The following is a 21,235-nucleotide window of genomic DNA, read 5'->3' on the forward strand; positions in this document are numbered from 1 at the left end:
CGGCGCGCCGGTTCGTCGGCGTCGAGCTGCCGCTGGCGGTGCCGGTGGTGATCGCGGGGCTGCGGGTGGCGGCCGTGTCGAACATGAGCCTGGTGACGGTCGGTGCGCTGGTCGGGCTGGGCGGGCTCGGGCAGCTGTTCACGGAGGGCTTCCAGCGCGACATCCCCGCGGAGATCATCACCGGGATCGTGCTGGTGATGCTCCTGGCGCTGATCGTGGACGTGCTGCTGCTCCACGCGGGCAGGCTGATCACGCCGTGGACGCGGGTCGGGGCGGGGGCGCGCGCGTGAACGCCCGGCGCGGAGCGAAGGCGGAGCGCGCGTGAACGCCCAGCGCGGAGCGAAGGCGGAGCGCGCGTGAACGCCGTCCTCAACTGGTTCGCCGACCCGGCCAACTGGTCCGGCCCCGACGGGGTGCCGACCCGGCTGGCCGAGCATCTCTTCTACACGGTGCTGGCGGTGGTGATCGCCGCGGTGATCGGGATCCCGGTGGGCCTGGCGGTCGGCCACACCCACCGCGGGGGGTTCCTGGTCGTCGGCATGGCGAACAGCCTGCGCGCGCTGCCGACGCTGGGCCTGCTGGTGCTGCTGGTCGGGTTCATCGGCATCGGCCTGGGGGCGCCGCTGATCGCGCTGGTCGTGCTGGCGGTGCCGCCGATCCTCGCGGGCACCTACGCGGGCGTGCAGGCCGTGGACCGGGCCATCGTGGACGCCGCCCGGGGGATGGGCATGAGCGAGCGCGAGGTGCTGCTGCGCGTGGAGCTGCCCAACGCCCTCCCGCTGGTCATGGGCGGGGTGCGCAGCGCGACGCTGCAGGTCGTGTCGACCGCGACGATCGCCGCGTTCGTCTCCCTCGGCGGCTTCGGCCGCTACATCATCGACGGCCTTTCCGTGCGCAACTACGCGGAGATGGCCGCGGGCTCCATCCTCGTGGCCCTGCTCGCCGTGGCGGCGGACCTGCTGCTCGCCGGGGTCCAGCGCAGCGTCGTCTCGCCGGGGCTGCGCCTGCCACGGGGTGCGCGGCGGCGGCGCGCGCCGGACGCCGCGAGCGTGGCGACGTCGACCACCTGAGACTCCCGAGACCCGACGCAAGGAGAAGAGGACATGAGGAAGCGTCTGGCGGCCGTGCCCACGATCCTGGCCGCGATGGTGCTGGCGGTCACCGCGTGCGGAGGCGGGGGTGGTGGCGACCCGCTCTCGGGCGGGGGCTCCAGCCCCACCGCCGGCTCCGGTGACGCGGGGACCCCGATCAAGATCGGGTCGGCGAACTTCCCCGAGAACGTGCTGCTCGCCCAGATCTACGGCCAGGCGCTGGAGGCCAAGGGCGTCGCGGTGGACATCCTGCCGCCGATCCAGAGCCGCGAGGCCTACTTCCCGGGCCTGAAGGACGGCTCGATCGACCTCGTGCCCGAGTACACGGGCGTGCTCCTGCAGTTCCTGCAGCCCAACGCCACCGAGACCTCGCCCGACGAGGTGTACGCGGCGCTGCAGAAGGTGGTGCCCGCCCCGCTCATCGTCCTGAACCGCTCGGAGGCCGAGGACAAGGACGCCGTTGTCGTCACACAGGCCTTCGCGACGCAGAACAACGTGAAGACGATCGAGGACCTCGCCCCGCTGTGCCCGACGCTCGTGTTCGGCGGCCCGCCGGAGTTCCAGACCCGTCCCGACGGCATCCCGGGCCTGCAGGAGACCTACAACTGCACGTTCAAGGAGTACAAGTCCCTCGACGTGGGCGGCCCGCTCACGGTCGCGGCGCTGAAGAACGGTGACGTGCAGGCGGCCGACCTGTTCACCTCGGACCCCGCGATCACGAACAACGGTTTCGTCGCGCTGGAGGACCCGAAGAACAACTTCGCGGCCCAGAACGTCGTCCCGCTGATCAACAGCGCGAAGGCGACGGACCAGGTCAAGGAGGTGCTGAACGCCGTGTCGGCGAAGCTCACCACCCAGGTGCTGCTCGACCTCAACGGCCAGCTCGGCGGGGCGGACAAGCCGAACCCGGACGTGGTGGCCAAGGAGTGGCTGCAGTCGCAGGGTCTCCTGTAGACCGGACGAGCGCCGGGGAGGCGACCCCCGGTCGAGGGCGGCCCGCCCGCGGTCGGGCCGCCCTCCCGGCGAGTGGGGCTGCGTCGCGGCCCGACCGGACGGTAGCGTGCTACTCATGCGCGTCTCGAGGCTGCGGCGCTACCCGGTCAAGTCGATGCTCGGCGAGGACCTGGACGCTGCCGAGTTCACCCCGTCCGGGCTGACCGGCGACCGCGGTCTCGCGCTGGTCGACACCGAGACCGGCCGCGTGGCCACGGCGAAGCACCCGCGCCGGTACCGGGATCTGCTGCAGTGCGCCGCGGCGTTCACGGCGGCGGGCGTTCGGGTCACCCTGCCGGGCGGGCGGACGATCACGCCGGACGAGGTCGGTGTGCAGGTGTCGGGGCTGCTGGGTCGCGAGGTCGTGCTCACGGCGCGGCGGCCCGCCGGCGCCGAGGTGGAGCGGCCCGCCCCGGAGGACGTCATCGCTGCCGGGGTCGAGGCGGAGGTGCCGTTCGCGACGTTGGAGATCGCGCAGGGCACGCCGGGGGAGTCGTTCGTCGACTACGCCCCGGTGCACCTGATCACCACCGCGACGCTGGACCGGCTGGGCACCGAGGCGATCCGCTACCGGCCGAACATCGTGGTGGAGGGTGGACAGGAGGCGTTCGTCGAGAACGGCTGGGTCGGGCGCGAGATCGCCGTCGGCGAGGTGGTGCTGCGGGGCGTGCTGCCGACGCCGCGCTGCTCGGTCCCGACGCTCGCGCACGGCGACCTGCCGCTGCGTCCGGATGCGGTGCGGCCGCTGATGCGCGACAACCGGGTGGACGTTCCCGGGTTCGGCACGCTGCCCTGCGCGGGCCTGTACGCGGAGGTTCTGCGGGCGGGCACTGTGCGTGACGGAGACGAGGTCCGGATCGCCGGGTAGTCCCCTAAACGGCCTCATGGCATCGGGTTGTGGCTTACGCCACATGCTGGCAGCATCGGGGGATCAAGGCGTCCACCACCGCCGAAGCCGAGGGACGTGCCGGATGGCCGCGCTCGAACCGAGGAACTTCCTCCAGCCATGCCTCCTGCTGCTTCTGCGCGAGCGGCCCGACCACGGCTACGAGCTCGCGGCCCGGCTGAGACCGATGCACGACGGGGACGGCGACGCCGGGGCCGTCTACCGCACCCTGCGGGGGCTGGAGCGGATGGGGCTGGTGCGCTCGCAGTGGCAGACCTCGGACGTGGGGCCCGCGCGTCGCACGTACTTCATCACCGAGGACGGGATCGTGAGCCTCGACGAGCAGGCCGTCGGGCTGGACCAGACGCATGAGGCCCTGCACGTGTTCCTCGACCGCTACTCACGGGTCGTCGCGGCCGACGGCCGGGAGGTGAGCCGCCATGACGGCCCGCACGAACGCGTCCACGACCGGCTGCCGGACCAGCGCGGCTTTCACCGAGACGGCCGCGCGGGAGGCTTTCGCGCGTCGCAGCACCCCGGTCGCGGCCCTCGCCGCTGACGCGGAGCGGCTCGCGGCCGCCTGCCACGCGATGGCGCAGCGGTTCCGCGACGGTGGCCGGCTGGTGGCGTTCGGTGCGGGCGCGTCGGCCGCGGACGCCGCGCACGTCGTCGTCGAGTTCGTGCATCCGGTGATCGTGGGCAAGCGGGCGTTGCCCGCGCTCGCGTTGCCGGGCGGGCAGGCGGGCTTCGCCGCGGAGCTGGAGCTGTTCGCGGGCCCTCGGGACATCGCGCTCGCGTTCGCGCCCGACGGACCGCGGGCGGCCGCGGTCGCCCCGGTGCTGGCCGACGCCCGCGAGCGGGGGCTGCTGACGATGGCGCTGGTGGGCGCAGACGCGGGTGGCTGCGCGGCCGACCACGTGATCGCGGTGCCGTCGGAGGACCCGCGGATCGTCCGGGAGGGGCACGTGACGGCCTATCACGTGCTGTGGGAGCTCGTGCACGTGTTCCTGGAGGCGCAGGGCGCGTGAGCATCGACCGAGCTCTGGCGAGGGAGGAGCGGAGCGTGCCTGGAGCCGACCGTCGGTGGAGCGGCCCAGGACGAGCCGGGCATCGACGTCACGCACGGGCGGGGCGGCCATGAGGCCTGATCCGCATCCGGGCGACGTCTGCATCACCTGCTCCGACCAGGCCCTCCCGTTCGTCGTGCTGGAGCTGCGCGACGGCGCGCTGGCGCTCGTCGACACGGGGGCGGGCACGGCGGAGGAGGTGAGCGTCGCGCTGGTCGACGCCGCGGTGGGGGACACCGTGCTGGTGCACGCCGGTGAGGCGATCGCGGTGGTCGGATCGGGGCAGCCGTGAGCATCGAGGACCTGTACCCGTTCCTGAGCGGTGGTCGCAGCGGTCCGGACGTGGCCACGTTGCTGGCGGATGTCGCCCGTTCGACGGCGGAGAAGGTCGGTGAGATCGACCGGCTGCGCCGGGCCGTGATCGCGGACCAGGCGCCGGAGCTGGCGGAGTGCGCGGCGGCGACGGCGGCGCGGTTCGCCCGCGGTGGGCGGCTGTTCACCTTCGGCAACGGTGGGTCGGCGACGGACGCGGCGGCCGTCGCGGCGCTGCACGTCGATCCGGGGCCGGGGTACCGGGCGCTCCCCGCGGTGGCGCTGCCCGCCGACGTCGCGACGCTCACGGCGCTGGCCAACGACGTCGGGTTCGAGCTGGTGTTCGCCCGGCCGCTGGCGGCGGCCGGTGGGCGCGACGACATCGCGCTGGGCCTGTCGACCAGCGGTGGCTCGGCTAACGTGCTGCGCGGGTTCGTCGCGGCGCACGAGCGGGGGATGCTCACGGTCGGCTTCGCGGGCTACACGGGCGGCGCGATGGCGGACCAGGCCGCCGACGGCGTGATCGACCACCTGTTCGTCATGCCGTCGGCGTCGGTGCACCGCATCCAGGAGGCCCAGACGACGACCTACCACGTGCTGTGGGAGCTGGTGCAGGGCGAGCTGCGTCCCACGTGACCCGGGGTTTGCCCGTCGAGAACGACGTTCTGCAGCTGCAGAGGCCCTGTTGATCAGCACAACGTCGTTCTCGACGGGGGCGGGGGCAGGCGGGCGGATCAGCAGCAGCCGCCCGCGGTGCGCGGCGCCTGGCTGGGCAGCGCGGCGTTCGACCGGTCCACCCACTCCTGGTCGGGCGCGGCCCCGGGCTCGTAGGAGTCGCTCCAGTTCCACCACTCGTACGGCCTGGTCTGCGGGTGGCCCACCGGGGAGTCCTCCCAGTCCTCCTGGCGCCCGAGCGCGGTGATGTCGAGGTAGCTCCAGGTGTTGCCGAAGACCTCGTCACCGCGGCGGTCCACGAAGTAGGTGCGGAAGACGCGGTCGCCGTCGCGGATGAAGGCGTTGGTGCCGTGCCATTCGTCGACACCGAAGTCGGTGTCGAACGAGTCGGTGATCGTGACCCACGGCATCGTCCAGCCCATGCGCTCCTTCACGCGCGCGACGTCGGCCTGGGGCGCGCGGGACGCGAACACGAGGGTGGTTCCGCGGGCGTTGAGGTGGGCGAGGTTGCCGACGTGGTCGGCGATCATCGAGCAGCCACGGCAGGCGTGCTCGGGCCAGCCGAACACGCCGGGCTCGAGGAACGCCCGGTAGACGACGAGCTGGCGGCGGCCCGCGAACAGGTCGAGCAGGCTCGCGGTGCCGTCCGGGGTCTCGAAGGCGTACGGCTTCTCCACGGCCAGCCACGGCATCCGGCGGCGCTGCGCGGCCAGCGCGTCCCGGGTGCGGGTGAGCTCCTTCTCCTGCACGAGCAGCCGCTCGCGGGCGGCGTTCCATTCGGCGGCGGAAACGATCTGCACGGTGGTGTCCTTCCGGGTCGGGGCTCACCGGTCGAGGTGGGCCCGCAGGGCGTCGAGGGGGCCGTCCCAGTCGCGGGCGAGGGCGGCCAGGAACTGCTGCGCCACCTGCATGGGCGCGGAGCGCAGCCGGTAGCGCACCCGGCGCCGCTCGCCCGGCTCGGCGGTGACGAGCCCGGTCTCGGCCAGCAGGGCCAGGTGCTTGGCGATCGCCTGCCGGGAGATCGGCAGCGTGCTCGCGAGGTCCGTGGCCGTCGCGGGACCGCCGGACGCGAGCGCGCCGAGGATGGCGCGCCGCGTCGGGTCGGCGAGGGCGACGAACACCTGCTCGGCGACCGCCTCGGTGCCGGCGGCGATCGGTTCGGATGCCATCGGGGCAGTTCAGGCGGCCCGGCCGTCGAGGTAGGCGACCAGGTCGCCCAGCTCGGCGCGCCAGCCGTGCGTGTTGCCGTCGAAGGCGACCTTGTGGAGGTCGGGCGGGAGCTGCGCGAACCCGGTCTCGACGACGGTGAGCCGCGTCCCGGGGCCGGCCGGTTCGAGCGTGAACTCGACGTAGGTGCGGCGCGGGTCGTCCGCGGGCAGGCCGTAGATCTGCCAGGTGAAGCCGAAGACGTGCGGCTTCTCGACGCGCTCGATCGTGAGTTCCTGCTCGGGCCCCTCGTCCCAGCGCAGCCGGGCGGCCCCGCCGGGCCGCAGGTCGATGGTGGCCTCGTTGCCGAACCAGGTGCCGAGTCCCTCGGCGGTGGTGAGCGCGTCCCACACGCGGGCGGGCGGGTGGGCGAGATCGACGGTGCGCTCGATGCGGTCGGGGAATCCCATGGTTGCCTCCTTTATCGCAACTTGATGGTTGCGACACTATGGCAACTCACTGGTTGCGTCAAGGGGTCAGGATGCGCCCGAGCAGGAACCCGGATCGCCACGCGGTCTCGACCCGCGCCGAACCCCAGCCGTCCCCGGCCAGCCCGACGCCGTCCGTGCCCAGGTGGAACGGCGCGTCACGGTCCTGGCCCGGCCGGGCGTGGCGCCACAGGCGCGCGTGGGTCCACACCGGGGGCGGGACGTCCAGCAGCTCGCGCAGTGCCTGCAGCGCCGCCGGGACCGCACCGGCGGGGTCGGCGTCGTGCGCGCGGGCCTGGAGGGCCGTCGTGTGCGCCACGAGCACGGGGGCGCCGTCCCCGCGGCGGCTCCCGTCGTCCGCGACGAACGAGAGCACCGGGTGGTCGTTGACGAACGTCGCGGCGAACTCCGGCCAGCACCGACGTGCCCACCCGGCCACCACTGCGACCACCGGCTCCCAGTCCTGCGCCGGGGGGACGCCGTCGTGGAGGCGCCGCGCCTGCGGGTCCGGCATCGCGAGGACGACGGCGTCCGCGCGCTCCCCGTCCACCACCGGGCCAGGGCCGACCCGCTCGACCGTCCGGCCGAACTCGATGTCCAGGCCGCGCGCGAGATCCGCGACGAGGCTGCCCAGCCCGTGCGGTGCCGCCCATCGGACCGGCCCGGTGGTGGGCTCGCCGCCCGCGACCGCGAACGTGTCCGTCCACGGCCGGGCGAGCCCACGCTGCGCCCAGCCCTGGACGAGCCGGGTGAACTCGGGGTCGCGCGTCGTGAGGTACGCCGCGCCCAGGTCGACGGGTCGCCCGTGCAGCGTCGGGCTCGCCATCCGCCCGCCGGGGTGACCCGCCCGTTCGAGCACCCGCACGTCCACCCCGCGGGTCTGCAGCTCCCGCGCACACGCGATGCCGGCGATACCGGCGCCGACGACGACCACCGCCATCCCGGTCACGCTACGGCGCCGGGCGTGCTCGGGCGTGCTACAGCCGGGCGTGCAGGGCGCGCAGCCAGGCGTACCAGCCCTCCAGGCCGTCCCCGCGGGTCGCGGACACCTCGATCGTCGCGACGCCCGGGCGCGCGCGGCGGGCGTTCGCGACGCACGCGGCGACGTCGAAGTCGACGTACGGCAGCAGGTCGATCTTGTTGACGACGACGAGATCGGCCGTGCGGAACATGTGGGGGTACTTGAGCGGCTTGTCCGCGCCCTCGGTGACCGACATGACGACCACGCGGGCGGCCTCGCCGAGGTCGAACAGCGCCGGGCAGACGAGGTTCCCGACGTTCTCCACGAACAGCACCGAGCCGTCCTCGGGCACGAGGACGTCCACGCCGCGGGCGACCATCGTCGCGTCCAGGTGGCAGCCCGCCCCCGTGTTGACCTGGACGGCGCGGGCGCCGGCGGCCCGGATCCGCTCGGCGTCGACGAGGGTCTCCTGGTCGCCCTCCAGCACGGCGACGGGCAGCTCGCCCGCGAGATCGCGCACCGTGCGTTCCAGGAGCGTGGTCTTGCCGGAGCCCGGCGAGCTCATGAGGTTGACGGCGAGGATCCCCGTCTCGGCGAAGCGGCGGCGGTTCACGGCGGCGAGGGCGTCGTTGGCGGCGAGGACGTGGGCTTCGAGATCCACCACCTCCCCCGCGCGAACGGCCCGTTCGGGCAATAGGTCTTCCCGTTCGTGCCGTTCGCTCGGGTGGGGGTGAGGGTGGGGGTGAGGGTGGGAGTGGGGGTGGAGATGCCCCGGCGCGGCCGGGTCGACCACGCGCACCCCGCCGTCACCCGAGTCCCCGTGACACCCGCACGTTGCGCACATCAGGCCATCTCCACTTCTCGGATCCGCAGCTCCGTCCCCCCGGTGACGGCGACGTCCGCGCTCCCGCACGCGCACAGGGGCAACACCTCGGCCGTCTCGAAGTCCGCTCCGCAGGAGCGGCACCGCGCGTGCCCCGGCGGCTCGTCGATCTCCAGCACCGCCCCCTCGCAGGTGGTGCCCGCGGTGACCATGTCGAAGCAGAAGCGCATGGCATCGGGCACGATCCCCGACAGCCGCCCGACCTCCAGCCGCACCCGCCGCACCGGACGCTCGCCGAGGCGACCGGTGATCGTGGAGACCACCGTCTGCGTCACGGACAGCTCGTGCATCTCACAGCGCTCCTAGCAGATGCGCGGCAGCGGGTCGCCGACCAGCATGTCGACGATCCGGGTGCCGCCGAACGCCGTCTTGAGCAAGACCATCCCGGGTGGGTCGTCGGCGATCGTCCCGATGATCGCCGCGTCCTCACCCAGGGGGTGCGCCCGCAACGCGGCCAGCGCGGCGTCCGCCCGGTCCGGCGCGACGACCGCGACGAAGCGACCCTCGCACGCCACGTAGAGCGGGTCGATGCCGAGCATCTCCGACGCCCCGGTGACGACGGGGCGCACCGGCACGGCGGCCTCGTCGAGGACGACCGCGACCTGCGAGGCGGTCGCGACCTCGTTGCAGATCGTCGCCACCCCGCCGCGGGTGGCGTCGCGCAGGCAGCGCACGCCGCCACCACCGGCGTCGAGCAGGGCCGCGGCGATGCCGTGCAACGGTGCGGTGTCGGACACGAGGTCGGCGGAGATGTCGAGCTCGCCGCGCGCCAGCATGATCGTCACACCGTGGTCGCCGATCGGGCCGGAGACGAGCACGCGGTCACCGGGCCGGGCGCCCGCCGCCGATAGCGCGAGGTCGCGCTCCCGCACCCCGACCCCCGCGGTGGTGACGAAGCAGCCGTCGGCCTTTCCGCGCTCGACGACCTTCGTGTCGCCCGTGACGATCTGCACGCCCGCCGCCGCGGCGGCCGCGGCCATCGACGCGACGATCCGCTGCAGGTCCGCGACCGCGAAGCCCTCCTCGAGGATGAACCCGCACGACAGGTGCAGCGGCCGGGCGCCGCACATCGCGAGGTCGTTGACCGTGCCGTTGACGGCGAGATCGCCGATGTCCCCGCCGGGGAAGAACAGGGGCGAGACCACGTAGGAGTCCGTCGTGAACGCGAGCCGGGCGCCGTCGATCGCGAGCGCGGCGCCGTCCTCCAGCCGTTCGAGCTCGGGGTTGCGGAAGGCGTCGACGAACACCGCCTCGATCAGCGTGTGCGTGGCCTTGCCGCCCGCTCCGTGCGCGAGGGTGATCCGCTCCTCGCGCACCTTCGGCCTGCGCCGGCGCGCCTTCTCGATGCGGGCGAGGACCTGCTCCTCCCGCGACAGCTCCGGGGCGGCTCCCGGTTCCCCCGAGCGAACGGCACGTACTGGAGCTAGGTCTTCCCGTTCGTGCCGTTCGCGCAGTCCGGGGGTGGGCGCGGGGCCGGACGTGGTCATCGGACGACCGGCCCCACCGTCGGCACGGGCAGGTCGACGGCTCCGCCGACCGACGAGCGCATCCGCTGCCGGGTGAACCGCCCGAAGTTGTAGTACGCAGCGCACGCGCCCTCGCTGGAGACCATGCAGGTCCCGATCGGCGTCTCCGGCGTGCAGGCGGTACCGAACACCTTGCACTCCCACGGCCGCAGCACGCCCTTCAGCACCTCCCCGCACTGGCACGCCTTCGGGTCGGCGACCCGCACGCCCGGCACGTCGAAGATCCGCTCGGCGTCGAAGGCGGAGTAGGCCTCGCGCACCTGCAGCGCCGAGTGCGCGATGAACCCCAGCCCGCGCCACTCGAAGTGCGGCCGCAGCTCCATCACCTCGCGGATCACCTTCAGCGCCTTGGGGTTGCCGTTCCACGGGACGACCCGGGCGTACTGGTTCTCCACCTCGCAACGGCCTTCGCGCAACTGGAGCATCAACTGGTGGACGGCCTGCAGCAGGTCCAGCGGCTCGAACCCGGCGCAGACCAGCGGCTTGCCCTCGCGCGAGCAGATCCAGTCGTAGGGTGCGCAGCCGATCACCGTCGAGACGTGGCCGGGGCCGATGAACCCGTCGAGACGCAGGTCGGGGGAGTCCAGGATCGCCTTGATCGCCGGGAGGATCGTGACGTGGTTGCAGAAGATCGAGAAGTTGTCGAGCCCCTCCGCCGCGGCGCGTAGCACCGTCATCGCGGTGGACGGTGCGGTGGTCTCGAAGCCGATCGCCATGAACACCACGCGCTTGTCCGGGTTGCGCCGGGCGATCTTCAGCGCGTCCAGCGGCGAGTAGACCATCCGGATGTCCGCACCCGCCGCCTTGGCGTCGAGGAAGGACCCGTTCCCGCCCGGCACCCGCAGCATGTCGCCGAACGAGGTCAGGATGACGTCGTCGTGTTCGGCGATCGCGACCGCATCGTCCACCCTGCCCATCGGGATCACGCACACCGGGCAGCCCGGGCCGTGCACGAGCTGCACGGTCTCGGGCAGGTAGTCCTCCAGCCCGTGCTTGTAGATCGTGTGCGTGTGCCCACCGCACACCTCCATGAACGTGTAGCGTCGTCCCGGCTCGCACAGCGCGGCGATCTTCGTCGACAGCGCCCGGGCCAACCCGGCGTCGCGGAACTCGTCGACGTACCTCATGGCCGGATGTCCGATTCCGCGAGGGCCTGAAGCTCGTCGGTGTAGGCGTCACCGAGGCCCATGAGGAACTCCAGGGACGCTTTCGCCTCCTTCTCGTCGATCTTGGAGAGCGCGAACCCGACGTGGATGAGGATCCAGTCCCCGGGCTCGACGCCGCCCTCCTCCGAGAGCAGCCCGACGTTCACCGCCCGCTTCACGCCCTCGACGCTGACCATGGCGAGGTCCTCGTGACCGGGCATCAGCTCGATCACCTCACCGGGAATGCCCAGGCACACGGTGTCTCCCTTCCACGAGCTGGGTGGCGATGTCGCGGACCGCAGCGACGGCGCTGTCCACGGCCGCAGCGACCGGGGGACTGAGCCCGATCGCCTCGTCGAACGACGCGGCCTCGCAGGCGACCACGACGACACGGCCGGGCGGGCGTTCCCCGAACGCAGCCGCCAGCTCGACGATCATGTTCAGGACGGTGTCCGGGTCGATCTGGTGCCCGGCGCCCAGCGACGGCGCCACCGGGTCCCCGGAGCTCAGGTCGTGCTCCAGCGCGGAGAGCGTGCCGGGCTTCGCGCCGCGGCTGATCGCGTCGACGAGCACGAGGGCGGTGTAGCCGTCCAGGAGCTGGAACGCGAGGTCGCGGGCGCGCAGGCCGAAGTCGACCACCTCGACGCCCTCCGGGAGGCCGTGCAGCCGCCGGACGACCTCCACGCCGAACCCGTCGTCGGTGAGCGTGATGTCCCCGACGCCCGCCACCAGCACCCTGGTCACGGTGCCAACTGTTCGCTGCGGACCGGCCTCCGCTCCTCGCTCGCCGGAGCTCGCTGCGATGCTCACCCGGTCCTCGCTCACGGTGCCAACTGTTCGCTGCGGACCGGCCTCCGCTCCTCGCTCGCCGGAGCTCGCTGCGATGCTCACCCGGTCCTCGCTCACGGTGCGGGCTCCAGCTCGTCCGGGCGGAAGTAGCGGAAGCGGCCGTGCGCGAGCTGCAGCTCCGCGGCCGGGTCGCCGTCCACCGAGACCGCCACGTGGACGCCGCCGTCGACGTCGTGCACCACCGCGTGGACGGTGGCGGTCAGGCCGTCGAGGAACCGGTCCTGGGCGTCCGTGCCGTGCGAGCCCGATCTCCGCGGCCGCAGCACCACCCGGCTCCCCTTCGCCACCGCCACGCCCGCGACGAGCACGGAGTCCGTGTCCGGATCGACCGAGGCGTCCGCGCCAGGGTCCCACCACGGCGTCGACTCCGGTGGCGCGACCTCGGGGCTGTCGGCACCGATACCACCGCCGATCGCGTCACCGAACGGCCGCGAGGTGCCCCAGGTCGGGATCTCGTCGGCGCGCGCGGCCGGGCGCAGCGACCGGATCGCCCCGTGCAGCCGCTCCAGGATCTCCGGCGGCATCTCCTCGATCGAGTCGATGATCCCCGCCGCGCGCGGGTCCGTCGCCCGTGCCTCCGCCTTCTCCGCGTCGGTCAGGGTGAGCGTGCGCAGCGTGAGGATCTCGTCGTTCTCCAGTCCGTCGAAGAGGTTCGTCGGCGACTCCGGCGCGATCTGCGGGTGGTCGTGCAGGATGATCGGCGAGCTGAGCAGCAGGTCCGCGCGCCCCTCCGGCCCCGCGAGCACCGGCCACGTGTGCTCGCACGTGCACTCCCGCACCATCGGCTCGGCCCAGCGCGGGTGGTCGACGGGGGAGACGAACGCCGCGCCCGGGGCGTGCACCACCGTGTGCGCGGCGATGAGCGAGGTCCGCAGCACCTCCGCCCGCGGCGCCCGCGGCGGGCACGCCCCGTCGTTGACGACGTCGAACCGCAGCCGGTGCACCAGGTACGGCCCCGGCAGGTCGGAGAGGCTCACCAGGACCCGGCCCCGGATCTCCCAGGTCGTGCGCACCAACCGCACCGTGTCCAGGTCCTCGACGATCTCGGTGGCGGGTAGCGCCACCGGCACGGTGCACCCGCCCGCCAGGAGCTCCGTGAGCGGCAGCTCGGCGTCGACGTGCACCGGGATGCCCTCCTCGAAGGCGAGATGCCGCAGCCCGTCCACCGTGAGCTCGGGGACCGGGGCGCCGTCCGGACCGCACGGCTGGCGCAGCTCCAGGCGCAGGAACCGCAGCCGAAGCCGCAGCACGCTCGCCGAGCCCGGCTCCAGCAGGCACTCCGTGCGGTTGCGGGACGGCTCGCTCGGGTCGTCGTCCGGGGTCAGGACGCCGAACTGCCAGCGCAGCACGTTCTTCTGCGCCGACGCCCGGTAGGGGTAGAGCAGGTACCCCTCGAACAGCACCGCGTCCGCGACCGCGGCGACCTCGTCGAAGACGGCCTCGTCGAACGTCACGGCGGGCCCTCCTCGCTCGCCGGCGCTCGCTGCGATGCTCCCGGGGCGGGCGGGCCCGACGACGCAACCTCCTTGAGCAGCCGCTCCACCGTGTCGTCCCACGTCGGGATCGCGTGCGCGGAGCGGTACGCGAGCAGCGCGTCCAGCGTCGAGCGGTGCAGCCGCACCCACCCACCGCCTGGGTAGTGCTCGTCCATCGCGGCGCGCCACGTCGCCACCGGCAACCGGAACTGCGCCTCGGCATGCCAGTCCACGAGCCCCAGCTGGATGCCCGATCCGGCGCCCGAGTGGTAGACGGTGCCGGAGAAGAGCAGCAGCAGCGGGACGTCGCGCGCCGAACCGGAGCCGTCCGCCTCCAGGCCGTGGAAGTACTTCGTGGCGGCGATGTCGAGGTCGTAGGTGAGTGGCACCGGGACGTCCACCTCGGTGCTGCCGGTGAACCCGCGCACCGTCAGGCCGACGGTCGCGAGCTGCAGCGGGTTGAGCGTCTCGCCCCACCGCGACGGCTCCCCGAACAGGTCGCCGAGGCGGGCCTGCTCGGCGGGGGTGTACGCGCGGCCGCGGGGCTCGATGCGGATCTGGCAGCGCAGCGCGATCGAGTGGACGGGCCGGTCCTCGGGAGCGTCGATGCGCAGCCGGAACAGCAGCGCCGGCCCGGCCGCGAACGGCTCCGGCCGGGCACCCACGCAGGTGAACCGGAGCACGTCAGCCCTCCCCGCCGTCGCAGTGGGGTGGCTTTGCTCCGGTCTGTTCGGAGTAAAGCCACCCCACTGCAGTCCCCGGCGCGGTCCCCGGCGCTGTGCCCCGGGCCGTGGCCGCAGCCGGCACCGCCCGGATCTCGACGGCCCGCTCCCGCAGCTCCGCGAAGAACCCGTCGATCGCCTCCCACGCCTCGCTGCCGCCGTCGAACCCGCGCCACCGCCGCCGCACCAGCCCGACGAGCCGGTAGCAGGCGTCCACCGGCACCAGCAGGCACTCGGCCTCCCCGGCCGTCCGGCCCGCGCCCGCACGGCGCACCAGCAGCGCCTCGACGTCCGGCTCCAGCTCGGCGGCCAGTGGCCCCGCCCCGATCCCGGCGGCGAACGCCTCCAGCTCCAGCTCGCTCTCCGTGGCCCCCGCCGGTCCCGGGTAGCAGGCCACGACCGTGCCGCGCACCGAGTTGCGCAGGAAGAAGGCGATCCCGACGGGGATCTTCAGCGCGTCCCAGACGGCATCGGAGACCGCGTGGTCCGGGTCGACCAGCACCCGGTCCGGGATGCGGCGGTACTCGCCGGCACCCGGGTTCGAGAACAGGAACCCGCACGGCCCGCAGGCGCACACCATCCGCCGGTCCGCCACGTGCACCAGGTGCGGGTGCTCCGGCGGCACCGGCGTCGCGCACAGCTCGCACACCTCCCGCGCGGGTGGGGGCGCGGCCGAGGGCTCGGCGAGGAAGCGGCGCAGTCCCGACAGGCCTGCCAGCCCGTACCGGTTGGTCGGCTCCCGGGCTCGGTCCGCTCCTCGCTCGCTGGCGCTCGCTGCGATGCTCCCTCGCCCTCCGCCTCCGCCGGTCACGGAACTCTGCCGGTCATGACGCCTTCCCGGACCTCGGCACCGGAGGCCGGGCCGGTGGGTTCCGCCGGGGCCCGGAACCCGATCTGCAGGAGCGCGGGCCCGACCGGTTCGGCATCGAACACCACCCCCGCCACCTCGGGTGCGAGCTCGCTCACCGCCGCCGCGACGACGTCCTTGACCGTGTCCGTGCCGCACCCGCCGCCGGAGAGCACCACGTGCACGCGGCCCTCGTCGTCGATCTCCCCGAGGGAGATCCCCGCGCCGTGCGCGCCCAGCCGCCGCCGCGCGGTGTCCAGCGCGTGGCCCAGCCGCTGCTCCAGCGGGACCGGGTGCAGGTCGTGCAGCGCCAGCAGGCCGGCGACCAGCGGGTCCGCGGCCATGCGGTGCACCATCGTGTCGCCCGCCCCGGCGCGCACGATCGCCACCATCTGCTCGAGGCCCGCTCCGTAGAACCGCATCAGCACCCGGACGAGCTCCTCGGCCGCGTACCCCACCGCCGGCCCGCCCTCGGCACCGATGCGTTGCAGGAGCTCCTCGATGCGCTGGGCGAGGCCGGGCGGGTCCAGGTCGGTAGAGGCCATCAGATGACGTTCAAGGTCGACGGCGACGTCATGCGGTGCAGCGGCTTCCCGTCACCCTTGTACATGTGCACGCCGCAGGGCAGGCACGGGTCGAAGCTGCGGACTGCGCGCATGATGTCGATGCCCTTGAAGTCGTCCCCGCGGCTCTCCTCGAAGATCGGCGTGTTCTGGACGGCGTCCTCGTACGGGCCGGGCGTGCCGTAGGTGTCGCGCACGCTGCCGTTCCACGGCGTCGGCGGGTACGGGTGGTAGTTGGCGATCTTGCCGCCGCGGATCACCATGTGGTGGCTCAGCACGCCGCGCACCGCCTCGGTGAAGCCGCAGGAGATCGCCTCGTCCGGGACGGTGAACTTCTCCCAGGTCTTGGTGTTCCCGCCGCGCACCTCGGCGAGCGCCTTCTCGATGAAGTGCAGCGCGCACGCCGCGGCGTAGGCCTGGAAGTAGGTCCGTGCCCGGTTGCGCTCGATCGCGTTCGAGAGCGGCTGGCCCTTCTTGTCGACCGGCGGCTTCCAGACGAACTGGACCTCGGGCTTGAGTACCGTGCGCGGCAGGTTGATCTCGACGCTCGACCCGGTGGCCTTGACGAAGCCGATGTCCACCAGGCCCGACAGCGCCGTCGGCCACAGGCGGGCGAGCGGGCCGCCGCCGGTGTCCAGGGCGAGGTGGTCCTTGCCGTCGTACCAGCGCGGCGACATCGTCCACGAGTACTTGTCGTCGAAGTCGCGCTTCTGCGGCGCGGGGATCGTGTGCTGGTTCCACGGGTGGCGGCGGTCCACCGGGTTGCCCAGCGGATCGGCCGTCACGAACATCTCCTGGTCGGCCCAGTCCCGGTAGAACGAGCTGCCGAGCAGGATCCGCAGGCCCAGGTTGATCTCGACGAGGTCGTTGGTGACCAGCTTGCCGTCCACCACCACACCGGGGGTGACGAACATCTTGCGGCCCCAGTTGGTCATGGTGCGGTACCGGAAGTCGCAGTGGTCGGGGTCCTGGAACGAGCCCCAGCAGCCCAGCAGCACGCGGCGGCGCCCGACCTCCTCGTAGCCGGGCATCGCCTCGTAGATGAAGTCCCACAGGTCGTCGTGCATCGGGACGACCCGCTTCATGAACTCCACGTACCGCATGAGGCGGGTGTAGTAGTCGGTGAACAGCTGGATGGTCGCGACCGTCCCGACGCCGCCCGGGTAGAGCGTGGACGGGTGCACGTGGCGCCCCTCCATGAGGCAGAACATCTCGCGCGTGTAGCGGCTGACCTGCAGCGCCTCGCGGTAGAAGTCGCCGGTGAACGGGTTGAGCGCCCGCATGATGTCGCCGACGGTCTTGTAGCCGTGGATGCCGGCGTTGGGGGCCTCGGTGCGGTTGGCCTGGTCCAGGACGCCGGGGTTGGTCTCCGCGATCATCTTCTCGCAGTAGTCCACCCCGACCAGGTTCTCCTGGAAGATGTTGTGGTCGAACATGTACTCGGCGGCCTCGCCGAGGTTCACGATCCACTCGCCGATGTGCGGCGGGCGCACCCCGTAGGCCATGTTCTGGTTGTAGACCGAGCACGTCGCGTGGTTGTCACCGCAGATCCCGCAGATGCGGCTGGTGATGAAGTGGGCGTCGCGCGGGTCCTTGCCCTTCATGAAGATCGAGTAGCCGCGGAAGATCGACGACGTCGAGTGGCACTCGGCCACGCGGTTCGTCCCAAAGTCGATCTTCGTGTAGATCCCGAGGCTCCCGACGATGCGGGTGATCGGGTCCCACGACATCTCGGTGAGACCGGCCTTCTCGGTGTCGCTAAGGGCGTGGCGGGGCTGCGTGGTGGTCATGTGGTCCTCACCAGGGCTTCCGGTATCCGGTGGTCAGCTCGCGGCCGTTCGACCGCCACCGCGGTTCCTTGTCGACCTTCTTCATGGTGATGTCGCGCAGCCTGCGGATGACGCCGCCGTAGGCCTTGCTCCCGCCTGCCGAGACCCGGCTTCCCGGCGGTGGGTCCATGAACGGCATGAACGCGTCCGGGAACCCCGGCATCGTGCATCCGATGCAGATGCCGCCGACGTTCGGGCAGCCGCCGACGCCGTTGATCCAGCCGCGCTTGGGGACGTTGCACTTCACGACCGGGCCCCAGCAGCCGAGCTTGACCAGGCACTCCGGCTGGCCGTACTCCGAGGCGAACTGGCCCTGCTCGTAGTAGCCCCCGCGGTCGCAGCCTTCGTGCACCGTGTTGCCGAACAGCCACGTGGGACGGCCCTCGGCGTCCAGCGGGATCATCGGTGCGCTGCCCGCGGCCTGGTAGAGCAGGTAGAGGATCGTCTCGGAGAGGTTGTCCGGGTGCACCGGGCAGCCCGGGACGTTGATGATCGGCAGCCCGGCCGGGGTCTTGAAGTTCCAGCCGAGATAGTCACGCACACCCATCGCGCCCGTGGGGTTGCCCGCCATCGCGTGGATGCCGCCGTACGTGGCGCAGGTGCCGACCGCGAGCACCGCGAGCGCCTTCGGTGCGAGCCGGTCCAGCCACTCGCTGGTGGTCATCGGCTGCCCGGTGTCCGGGTTGTTGCCGAACCCGCACCAGTACCCCTCCGGCTTGATCTTCTCGTTCGGGATCGACCCCTCCACGACCAGCACGAACGGTCCGTCCAGATCGCCGCGGTCGGCGCGGAAGAACCACTCGATGAAGTCGTTGTTGCTCCCCACCGGACCGTTGTCGAAGTCGATCAGCGGCCAGTGCACCGCGATCTTCGGCAGGCCGGGCAGTGCGCCCAGTGCGATCTCCTCGATGCTGGGCTGCGTCGCGGCGGTGAGGGCGACGGAGTCGCCGTCGCAGGACAGGCCGGCATTGATCCACAGGATGTGGATCGGGGGGGTCTCGGTGTCGCTCGGTGCGGTCATGCGGCGTCGCCTTCCGTGCCTGTGGTGGTGGGCCGGGCGACCACTGCGTGCGCGGACACGGTGATCGAGGCCACAAGAGTCCTGATCCCGACGTCGGGACGTAAGTGCGCGGCACAGGTAGTGCGAACGCGCTCGGCGAGGCCGGAGGGCGTAGGTTGCGCTCAACAGCGGTGGCACGACAGGGAAGGCACGTCCATGGCGAGCGCGGGCGAGCTCCGGCAGCAGGTGCAGCAGGCGAAGCAGGAGATCGACGACAGCCTCGGAGCGCTGAAGCAGGGCCGCGACTCGCTCGAAGGCGCGCAGCAGACGCTGCAGCAGGCGGGCGACGGCAGCAGCCAGGGCGACTTCGACCAGGCGGTCGCCACCCTGGCCGGCGCGATCAACGCCATCGACGACGCGATGAACCAGGTGAACGCCGCGAGCAACGAGGCCGACGGCATCGCGGCACGGCTGTGACCCGGACGACCCTCACGACGACCCGGACGGCGTGATGACCTCCGTCGCCGAGCTGCGCTTCCTGCTGGCCGAGGTGAAGGAACGGCTCGGGGAAGCCCGCGGCAGCGTGAGCACCGCGCAGGCCCGCCTGGACGAGGCGGCGACGCTGTTCGAGGACCTCGCCGAGGTCCACGGCGACACCGTGGTCCCGCCCGCGCTCGCGGGCGCGCGCAAGGCGCTCGACGACCTCGCTCCGCTGCTCGGCGCGGGCGACGTGGCGGTCGACGACCTCGACGCGCGGCTGTAAGAGGACGGGTGGCGGTGGTCGGCGGGCGGCGCAGCGACCGGCGGGAACGCATCCGGGAGGCGTTCGCCGCGTTCCACGCCGCGGCGACGGCGACGCTGGGCGCGGCAGCACGCATCCGGGAGGCCGCGGCGGTCGAGCACGCCGTCGCGATGGTCGAGAAGTGGCTGCGCGAGGACGGCCTGGAGGCGCTGCGCCAGCAGCCCGGGATGGAGCGGGTCCTCGCCAACCCGCGCCTGGCCGCCGCCGTGGCGGCCGTCGAGGCGGACCGCGCGCGGGAGTTCGGGAACTGGCTGGAGGGCGCCCCCGACGAGCTGGACGAGTTGCTCGCCCACGCCGCGCCGGGCTCGGCGGGTGAGCCGCCGCAGGGCTGGCTCGGCAGCGTGGGCACGGCCGACGGCGCGTCCCCGGCACCCGAGCTGTGGCGGATCGGCACCGCCCGGTTCGACGCGGGCGGACGCCCGTTCGGGGTGGGCGTGCCGCTGCTCGACGAGTCCCACCTGCAGATCACCTCCACCCCCGGCAGCCGGGTCCGCGCCGAGGCGATGGTCGAGTCGCTGCTCATGCGCGTGCTCAGCTACTTCCGGCCCGGCCGGGTGCAGCTGCACGTGTGGGACGTCGGCCAGTTCACCGGATCGCTGCCGGGCATGTACCCGCTCACCCGCACCGGCCTGCTCACGGTGCACGACCCCGCCCTGCTCGGCCCGTTGCTGGACGAGCTCTCGGACCGCATCCGGCGCGTGCACACCCGCGTGCTGGTGGACGGCCGCACGTCCCTGCGCGAGCAGGCCTCGCACACCAAGGAGCGCACCGAGCCGTGGGTGGTGGCGGTGCTGCTCGGCAACCGCCAGGCGCTGCGCGACGAGGACCGCCGCCAGCTGCAGCGGGTGGCCCGCGGCGGGCTCGCCTGCGGGGTGCAGCTGGTCCTGCTCGACGTGCCGATGACGATGAACGCCCAGGTGGAGACGGTCCGGTTCGGCGACGAGCGGGTCCTCTGCTCGATGACCGGCCCGTACGCGACCGTGACCCCGGACGAGCCGCTGCCGCGCGAGACGGTCACCGCCGCCTGCCACGCCGTCGTCGCCGGGCACCTGGAGTGGCAGGCCCGGATCGGTTCGTTCCAGGACCTGCTGCCCCGGGCGGGGGCCTGGGGCGCGGACCGCTCCATCGCGGGCCTGCACGCCCCGCTGGGCTTCGCGGACGGGCTGCCGGTGCCGATCGCGCTCGCCGACGCCTCCCCGCACGCGCTCATCGGCGGTCCGAGCGGGACCGGCAAGACGAACCTCATCCTCGCGATGATCGCGAGCCTCGCGGCCCGCTACCCGCCGCACGAGCTGGAGTTCTACCTCCTGGACTTCAAGGAGGGCGTGTCGTTCGCCCAGTTCGCGCCAGGGCTGCGTGACACCACCTGGCTCCCGCACGCCCGCCTCGTCGGCGTCAACATCAACACCGACCGCGAGTTCGGGGTGGCGCTGCTGCAGTTCCTCGTGGACGAGATGCGCCGCCGCGCCGAGGCGGCGAAGGCCCACGAGGTCACCAAGCTGGAGGAGCTGCGGGCCGCCGACCCGCACGGGCGCTGGCCCCGCATCGTCGCGGTGGTCGACGAGTTCCAGTACCTGTTCGCCGAGCGCGATGCCGTCACCCGCACGGCCACGGCGCTGCTGGAGGACGTCGCCCGGCGCGGCCGCTCCCAGGGCATCCACCTGGTGCTGGCCAGCCAGGACGTCTCCGGCATCGAGGCGTTCTGGGGCCGCCGCGCGATCTTCGAGCAGTTCGTGCTGCGCATCGCCCTGCCCCGGGCGCGGCAGGTCCTCGCCGAGCGCAACGACGCCACGCTGGACCTGCCGCGCTGGCACGCCGTGATCAACCCGGAGTCCGGGGTCCGGCACGGCAACGAGATCGCCCGCATCCCCGACGCCACCGCGCGCGGCACCGTGGACCGCGTCCAGCGGATCCTGCACGAGGCGTACGTGGACGGCGCCTGGGCCGACGGGCTCTTCGCGCCCGAGGTCCGCGA

At 72.9% G+C, this 21,235-nt stretch carries 27 protein-coding genes; 11 read left to right on the top strand and 16 right to left on the bottom strand.

The window, feature by feature from the left end; genetic code table 11:
* The 8 genes from AB7J25_RS24280 to AB7J25_RS24315 form a co-directional block, all read left to right on the top strand.
* On the top strand, positions 1–290 hold a 290-nt coding region (locus AB7J25_RS24280), incomplete at its 5' end, for an ABC transporter permease subunit (protein WP_428512480.1).
* 66 nt (positions 291–356) lie between these two features.
* On the top strand, positions 357–1,070 hold the full coding sequence (locus AB7J25_RS24285; RefSeq protein ID WP_428512481.1) for an ABC transporter permease: 714 nt from the start codon (positions 357–359) through the stop codon (positions 1,068–1,070).
* Positions 1,071–1,103: 33 nt separating this feature from the next.
* On the top strand, positions 1,104–2,045 hold the full coding sequence (locus tag AB7J25_RS24290) for an ABC transporter substrate-binding protein (protein ID WP_428512483.1): 942 nt from the start codon (positions 1,104–1,106) through the stop codon (positions 2,043–2,045).
* Positions 2,046–2,160: 115 nt separating this feature from the next.
* Complete coding sequence (locus AB7J25_RS24295) at positions 2,161–2,952, top strand: MOSC domain-containing protein (protein WP_428512485.1); 792 nt, start codon at positions 2,161–2,163, stop codon at positions 2,950–2,952.
* Between the two features lie 103 nt (positions 2,953–3,055).
* On the top strand, positions 3,056–3,529 hold the full coding sequence (locus AB7J25_RS24300; RefSeq protein ID WP_428512487.1) for a helix-turn-helix transcriptional regulator: 474 nt from the start codon (positions 3,056–3,058) through the stop codon (positions 3,527–3,529).
* Positions 3,411–3,998 carry an SIS domain-containing protein gene (locus tag AB7J25_RS24305; RefSeq protein WP_428512489.1) on the top strand — a complete coding sequence of 196 codons (588 nt, stop codon included), beginning with the start codon at positions 3,411–3,413 and terminating at the stop codon, positions 3,996–3,998. The genes AB7J25_RS24300 and AB7J25_RS24305 overlap by 119 nt, the downstream gene beginning before the upstream one ends.
* 109 nt (positions 3,999–4,107) lie before the next feature.
* Entirely contained in the window at positions 4,108–4,329 is a 222-nt protein-coding gene (locus AB7J25_RS24310) for a HypC/HybG/HupF family hydrogenase formation chaperone (RefSeq protein WP_428512491.1), read from the top strand.
* Positions 4,326–4,985 (top strand): D-sedoheptulose-7-phosphate isomerase, encoded by a 660-nt coding sequence (locus AB7J25_RS24315; protein ID WP_428512493.1) that lies wholly within the window; start codon positions 4,326–4,328, stop codon positions 4,983–4,985. Before AB7J25_RS24310 ends, AB7J25_RS24315 begins: the two co-directional genes overlap by 4 nt.
* Positions 4,986–5,083: 98 nt before the next feature.
* On the opposite strand, the gene AB7J25_RS24320 is transcribed toward AB7J25_RS24315, so the two are convergent.
* The 16 genes from AB7J25_RS24320 to AB7J25_RS24395 all read right to left on the bottom strand — a co-directional run bounded on the left by AB7J25_RS24320 (position 5,084) and on the right by AB7J25_RS24395 (position 18,479).
* A complete protein-coding gene (locus tag AB7J25_RS24320; protein ID WP_428512495.1) occupies positions 5,084–5,824 on the bottom strand; it encodes a DUF899 domain-containing protein in 741 nt (246 codons plus the stop codon).
* Between the two features lie 24 nt (positions 5,825–5,848).
* A complete protein-coding gene (locus tag AB7J25_RS24325) occupies positions 5,849–6,193 on the bottom strand; it encodes an ArsR/SmtB family transcription factor (protein ID WP_428512497.1) in 345 nt (114 codons plus the stop codon).
* A 9-nt stretch (positions 6,194–6,202) separates the two neighbouring features.
* Positions 6,203–6,640 carry an SRPBCC domain-containing protein gene (locus AB7J25_RS24330; protein ID WP_428512499.1) on the bottom strand — a complete coding sequence of 146 codons (438 nt, stop codon included), beginning with the start codon at positions 6,638–6,640 and terminating at the stop codon, positions 6,203–6,205.
* Between the two features lie 58 nt (positions 6,641–6,698).
* Positions 6,699–7,598, bottom strand: coding sequence for an NAD(P)/FAD-dependent oxidoreductase (locus tag AB7J25_RS24335; protein WP_428512501.1), 900 nt, complete (start codon positions 7,596–7,598; stop codon positions 6,699–6,701).
* 37 nt (positions 7,599–7,635) lie between these two features.
* Positions 7,636–8,280 carry a hydrogenase nickel incorporation protein HypB gene (gene hypB / locus AB7J25_RS24340; RefSeq protein WP_428512503.1) on the bottom strand — a complete coding sequence of 215 codons (645 nt, stop codon included), beginning with the start codon at positions 8,278–8,280 and terminating at the stop codon, positions 7,636–7,638.
* A 182-nt stretch (positions 8,281–8,462) separates the two neighbouring features.
* A complete protein-coding gene (locus AB7J25_RS24345; RefSeq protein ID WP_428512505.1) occupies positions 8,463–8,792 on the bottom strand; it encodes a hydrogenase maturation nickel metallochaperone HypA in 330 nt (109 codons plus the stop codon).
* A gap of 12 nt (positions 8,793–8,804) precedes the next feature.
* Complete coding sequence (gene hypE, locus AB7J25_RS24350) at positions 8,805–9,878, bottom strand: hydrogenase expression/formation protein HypE (protein WP_428512531.1); 1,074 nt, start codon at positions 9,876–9,878, stop codon at positions 8,805–8,807.
* 107 nt (positions 9,879–9,985) lie between these two features.
* The gene (gene hypD / locus AB7J25_RS24355) at positions 9,986–11,155 is read right to left on the bottom strand and encodes a hydrogenase formation protein HypD (protein WP_428512507.1); all 1,170 of its coding nucleotides are present in this window, start codon (positions 11,153–11,155) and stop codon (positions 9,986–9,988) included.
* Positions 11,152–11,430 (bottom strand): HypC/HybG/HupF family hydrogenase formation chaperone, encoded by a 279-nt coding sequence (locus AB7J25_RS24360; RefSeq protein WP_428512509.1) that lies wholly within the window; start codon positions 11,428–11,430, stop codon positions 11,152–11,154. The genes hypD and AB7J25_RS24360 overlap by 4 nt, the downstream gene beginning before the upstream one ends.
* Complete coding sequence (locus tag AB7J25_RS24365) at positions 11,408–11,917, bottom strand: hydrogenase maturation protease (protein ID WP_428512511.1); 510 nt, start codon at positions 11,915–11,917, stop codon at positions 11,408–11,410. The genes AB7J25_RS24360 and AB7J25_RS24365 overlap by 23 nt, the downstream gene beginning before the upstream one ends.
* A gap of 158 nt (positions 11,918–12,075) precedes the next feature.
* Positions 12,076–13,476, bottom strand: a complete 1,401-nt coding sequence (locus AB7J25_RS24370) for a hypothetical protein (protein ID WP_428512513.1) — start codon at positions 13,474–13,476, stop codon at positions 12,076–12,078.
* Complete coding sequence (locus AB7J25_RS24375; RefSeq protein WP_428512515.1) at positions 13,473–14,180, bottom strand: DUF6084 family protein; 708 nt, start codon at positions 14,178–14,180, stop codon at positions 13,473–13,475. Before AB7J25_RS24375 ends, AB7J25_RS24370 begins: the two co-directional genes overlap by 4 nt.
* 1 nt (position 14,181) lies before the next feature.
* Positions 14,182–15,030, bottom strand: coding sequence for a DUF5947 family protein (locus AB7J25_RS24380; RefSeq protein ID WP_428512517.1), 849 nt, complete (start codon positions 15,028–15,030; stop codon positions 14,182–14,184).
* The gene (locus AB7J25_RS24385; RefSeq protein WP_428512519.1) at positions 15,027–15,611 is read right to left on the bottom strand and encodes a NifU family protein; all 585 of its coding nucleotides are present in this window, start codon (positions 15,609–15,611) and stop codon (positions 15,027–15,029) included. The genes AB7J25_RS24380 and AB7J25_RS24385 overlap by 4 nt, the downstream gene beginning before the upstream one ends.
* Positions 15,611–17,419 (bottom strand): nickel-dependent hydrogenase large subunit, encoded by a 1,809-nt coding sequence (locus tag AB7J25_RS24390; protein WP_428512521.1) that lies wholly within the window; start codon positions 17,417–17,419, stop codon positions 15,611–15,613. The genes AB7J25_RS24385 and AB7J25_RS24390 overlap by 1 nt, the downstream gene beginning before the upstream one ends.
* Before the next feature lie 7 nt (positions 17,420–17,426).
* A complete protein-coding gene (locus AB7J25_RS24395; RefSeq protein ID WP_428512523.1) occupies positions 17,427–18,479 on the bottom strand; it encodes a hydrogenase expression protein HypE in 1,053 nt (350 codons plus the stop codon).
* A gap of 195 nt (positions 18,480–18,674) precedes the next feature.
* On the opposite strand from AB7J25_RS24395, the gene AB7J25_RS24400 reads away from it, so the two are divergent.
* The 3 genes from AB7J25_RS24400 to AB7J25_RS24410 form a co-directional block, all read left to right on the top strand.
* Positions 18,675–18,935 (top strand): hypothetical protein, encoded by a 261-nt coding sequence (locus AB7J25_RS24400; protein WP_428512525.1) that lies wholly within the window; start codon positions 18,675–18,677, stop codon positions 18,933–18,935.
* Between the two features lie 34 nt (positions 18,936–18,969).
* Entirely contained in the window at positions 18,970–19,221 is a 252-nt protein-coding gene (locus AB7J25_RS24405) for a hypothetical protein (protein ID WP_428512527.1), read from the top strand.
* Between the two features lie 8 nt (positions 19,222–19,229).
* Positions 19,230–21,235: FtsK/SpoIIIE domain-containing protein (locus AB7J25_RS24410; RefSeq protein WP_428512529.1), on the top strand; the 2,006-nt coding region annotated here is incomplete at its 3' end.

The sequence above is a fragment of the Pseudonocardia sp. genome (assembly GCF_050246655.1).
In the GTDB taxonomy this organism is placed as follows: Bacteria; Actinomycetota; Actinomycetes; order Mycobacteriales; family Pseudonocardiaceae; genus Pseudonocardia.

What these genes read in the sequence shown, in the direction of transcription:
- AB7J25_RS24290 (WP_428512483.1), top strand. Translation starts at nt 1,104, where the DNA reads ATGAGGAAGCGTCTGGCGGCCGTGCCCACGATCCTGGCCGCGATGGTG.
- AB7J25_RS24295 (WP_428512485.1), top strand. Translation starts at nt 2,161, where the DNA reads ATGCGCGTCTCGAGGCTGCGGCGCTACCCGGTCAAGTCGATGCTCGGC.
- AB7J25_RS24300 (WP_428512487.1), top strand. Translation starts at nt 3,056, where the DNA reads ATGGCCGCGCTCGAACCGAGGAACTTCCTCCAGCCATGCCTCCTGCTG.
- AB7J25_RS24305 (WP_428512489.1), top strand. Translation starts at nt 3,411, where the DNA reads ATGACGGCCCGCACGAACGCGTCCACGACCGGCTGCCGGACCAGCGCG.
- AB7J25_RS24310 (WP_428512491.1), top strand. Translation starts at nt 4,108, where the DNA reads ATGAGGCCTGATCCGCATCCGGGCGACGTCTGCATCACCTGCTCCGAC.
- AB7J25_RS24325 (WP_428512497.1), bottom strand. Translation starts at nt 6,193, where the DNA reads ATGGCATCCGAACCGATCGCCGCCGGCACCGAGGCGGTCGCCGAGCAG.
- AB7J25_RS24330 (WP_428512499.1), bottom strand. Translation starts at nt 6,640, where the DNA reads ATGGGATTCCCCGACCGCATCGAGCGCACCGTCGATCTCGCCCACCCG.
- AB7J25_RS24335 (WP_428512501.1), bottom strand. Translation starts at nt 7,598, where the DNA reads ATGGCGGTGGTCGTCGTCGGCGCCGGTATCGCCGGCATCGCGTGTGCG.
- AB7J25_RS24345 (WP_428512505.1), bottom strand. Translation starts at nt 8,792, where the DNA reads ATGCACGAGCTGTCCGTGACGCAGACGGTGGTCTCCACGATCACCGGT.
- hypD (WP_428512507.1), bottom strand. Translation starts at nt 11,155, where the DNA reads ATGAGGTACGTCGACGAGTTCCGCGACGCCGGGTTGGCCCGGGCGCTG.
- AB7J25_RS24385 (WP_428512519.1), bottom strand. Translation starts at nt 15,611, where the DNA reads ATGGCCTCTACCGACCTGGACCCGCCCGGCCTCGCCCAGCGCATCGAG.
- AB7J25_RS24390 (WP_428512521.1), bottom strand. Translation starts at nt 17,419, where the DNA reads ATGACCACCACGCAGCCCCGCCACGCCCTTAGCGACACCGAGAAGGCC.
- AB7J25_RS24395 (WP_428512523.1), bottom strand. Translation starts at nt 18,479, where the DNA reads ATGACCGCACCGAGCGACACCGAGACCCCCCCGATCCACATCCTGTGG.
- AB7J25_RS24400 (WP_428512525.1), top strand. Translation starts at nt 18,675, where the DNA reads ATGGCGAGCGCGGGCGAGCTCCGGCAGCAGGTGCAGCAGGCGAAGCAG.
- AB7J25_RS24405 (WP_428512527.1), top strand. Translation starts at nt 18,970, where the DNA reads ATGACCTCCGTCGCCGAGCTGCGCTTCCTGCTGGCCGAGGTGAAGGAA.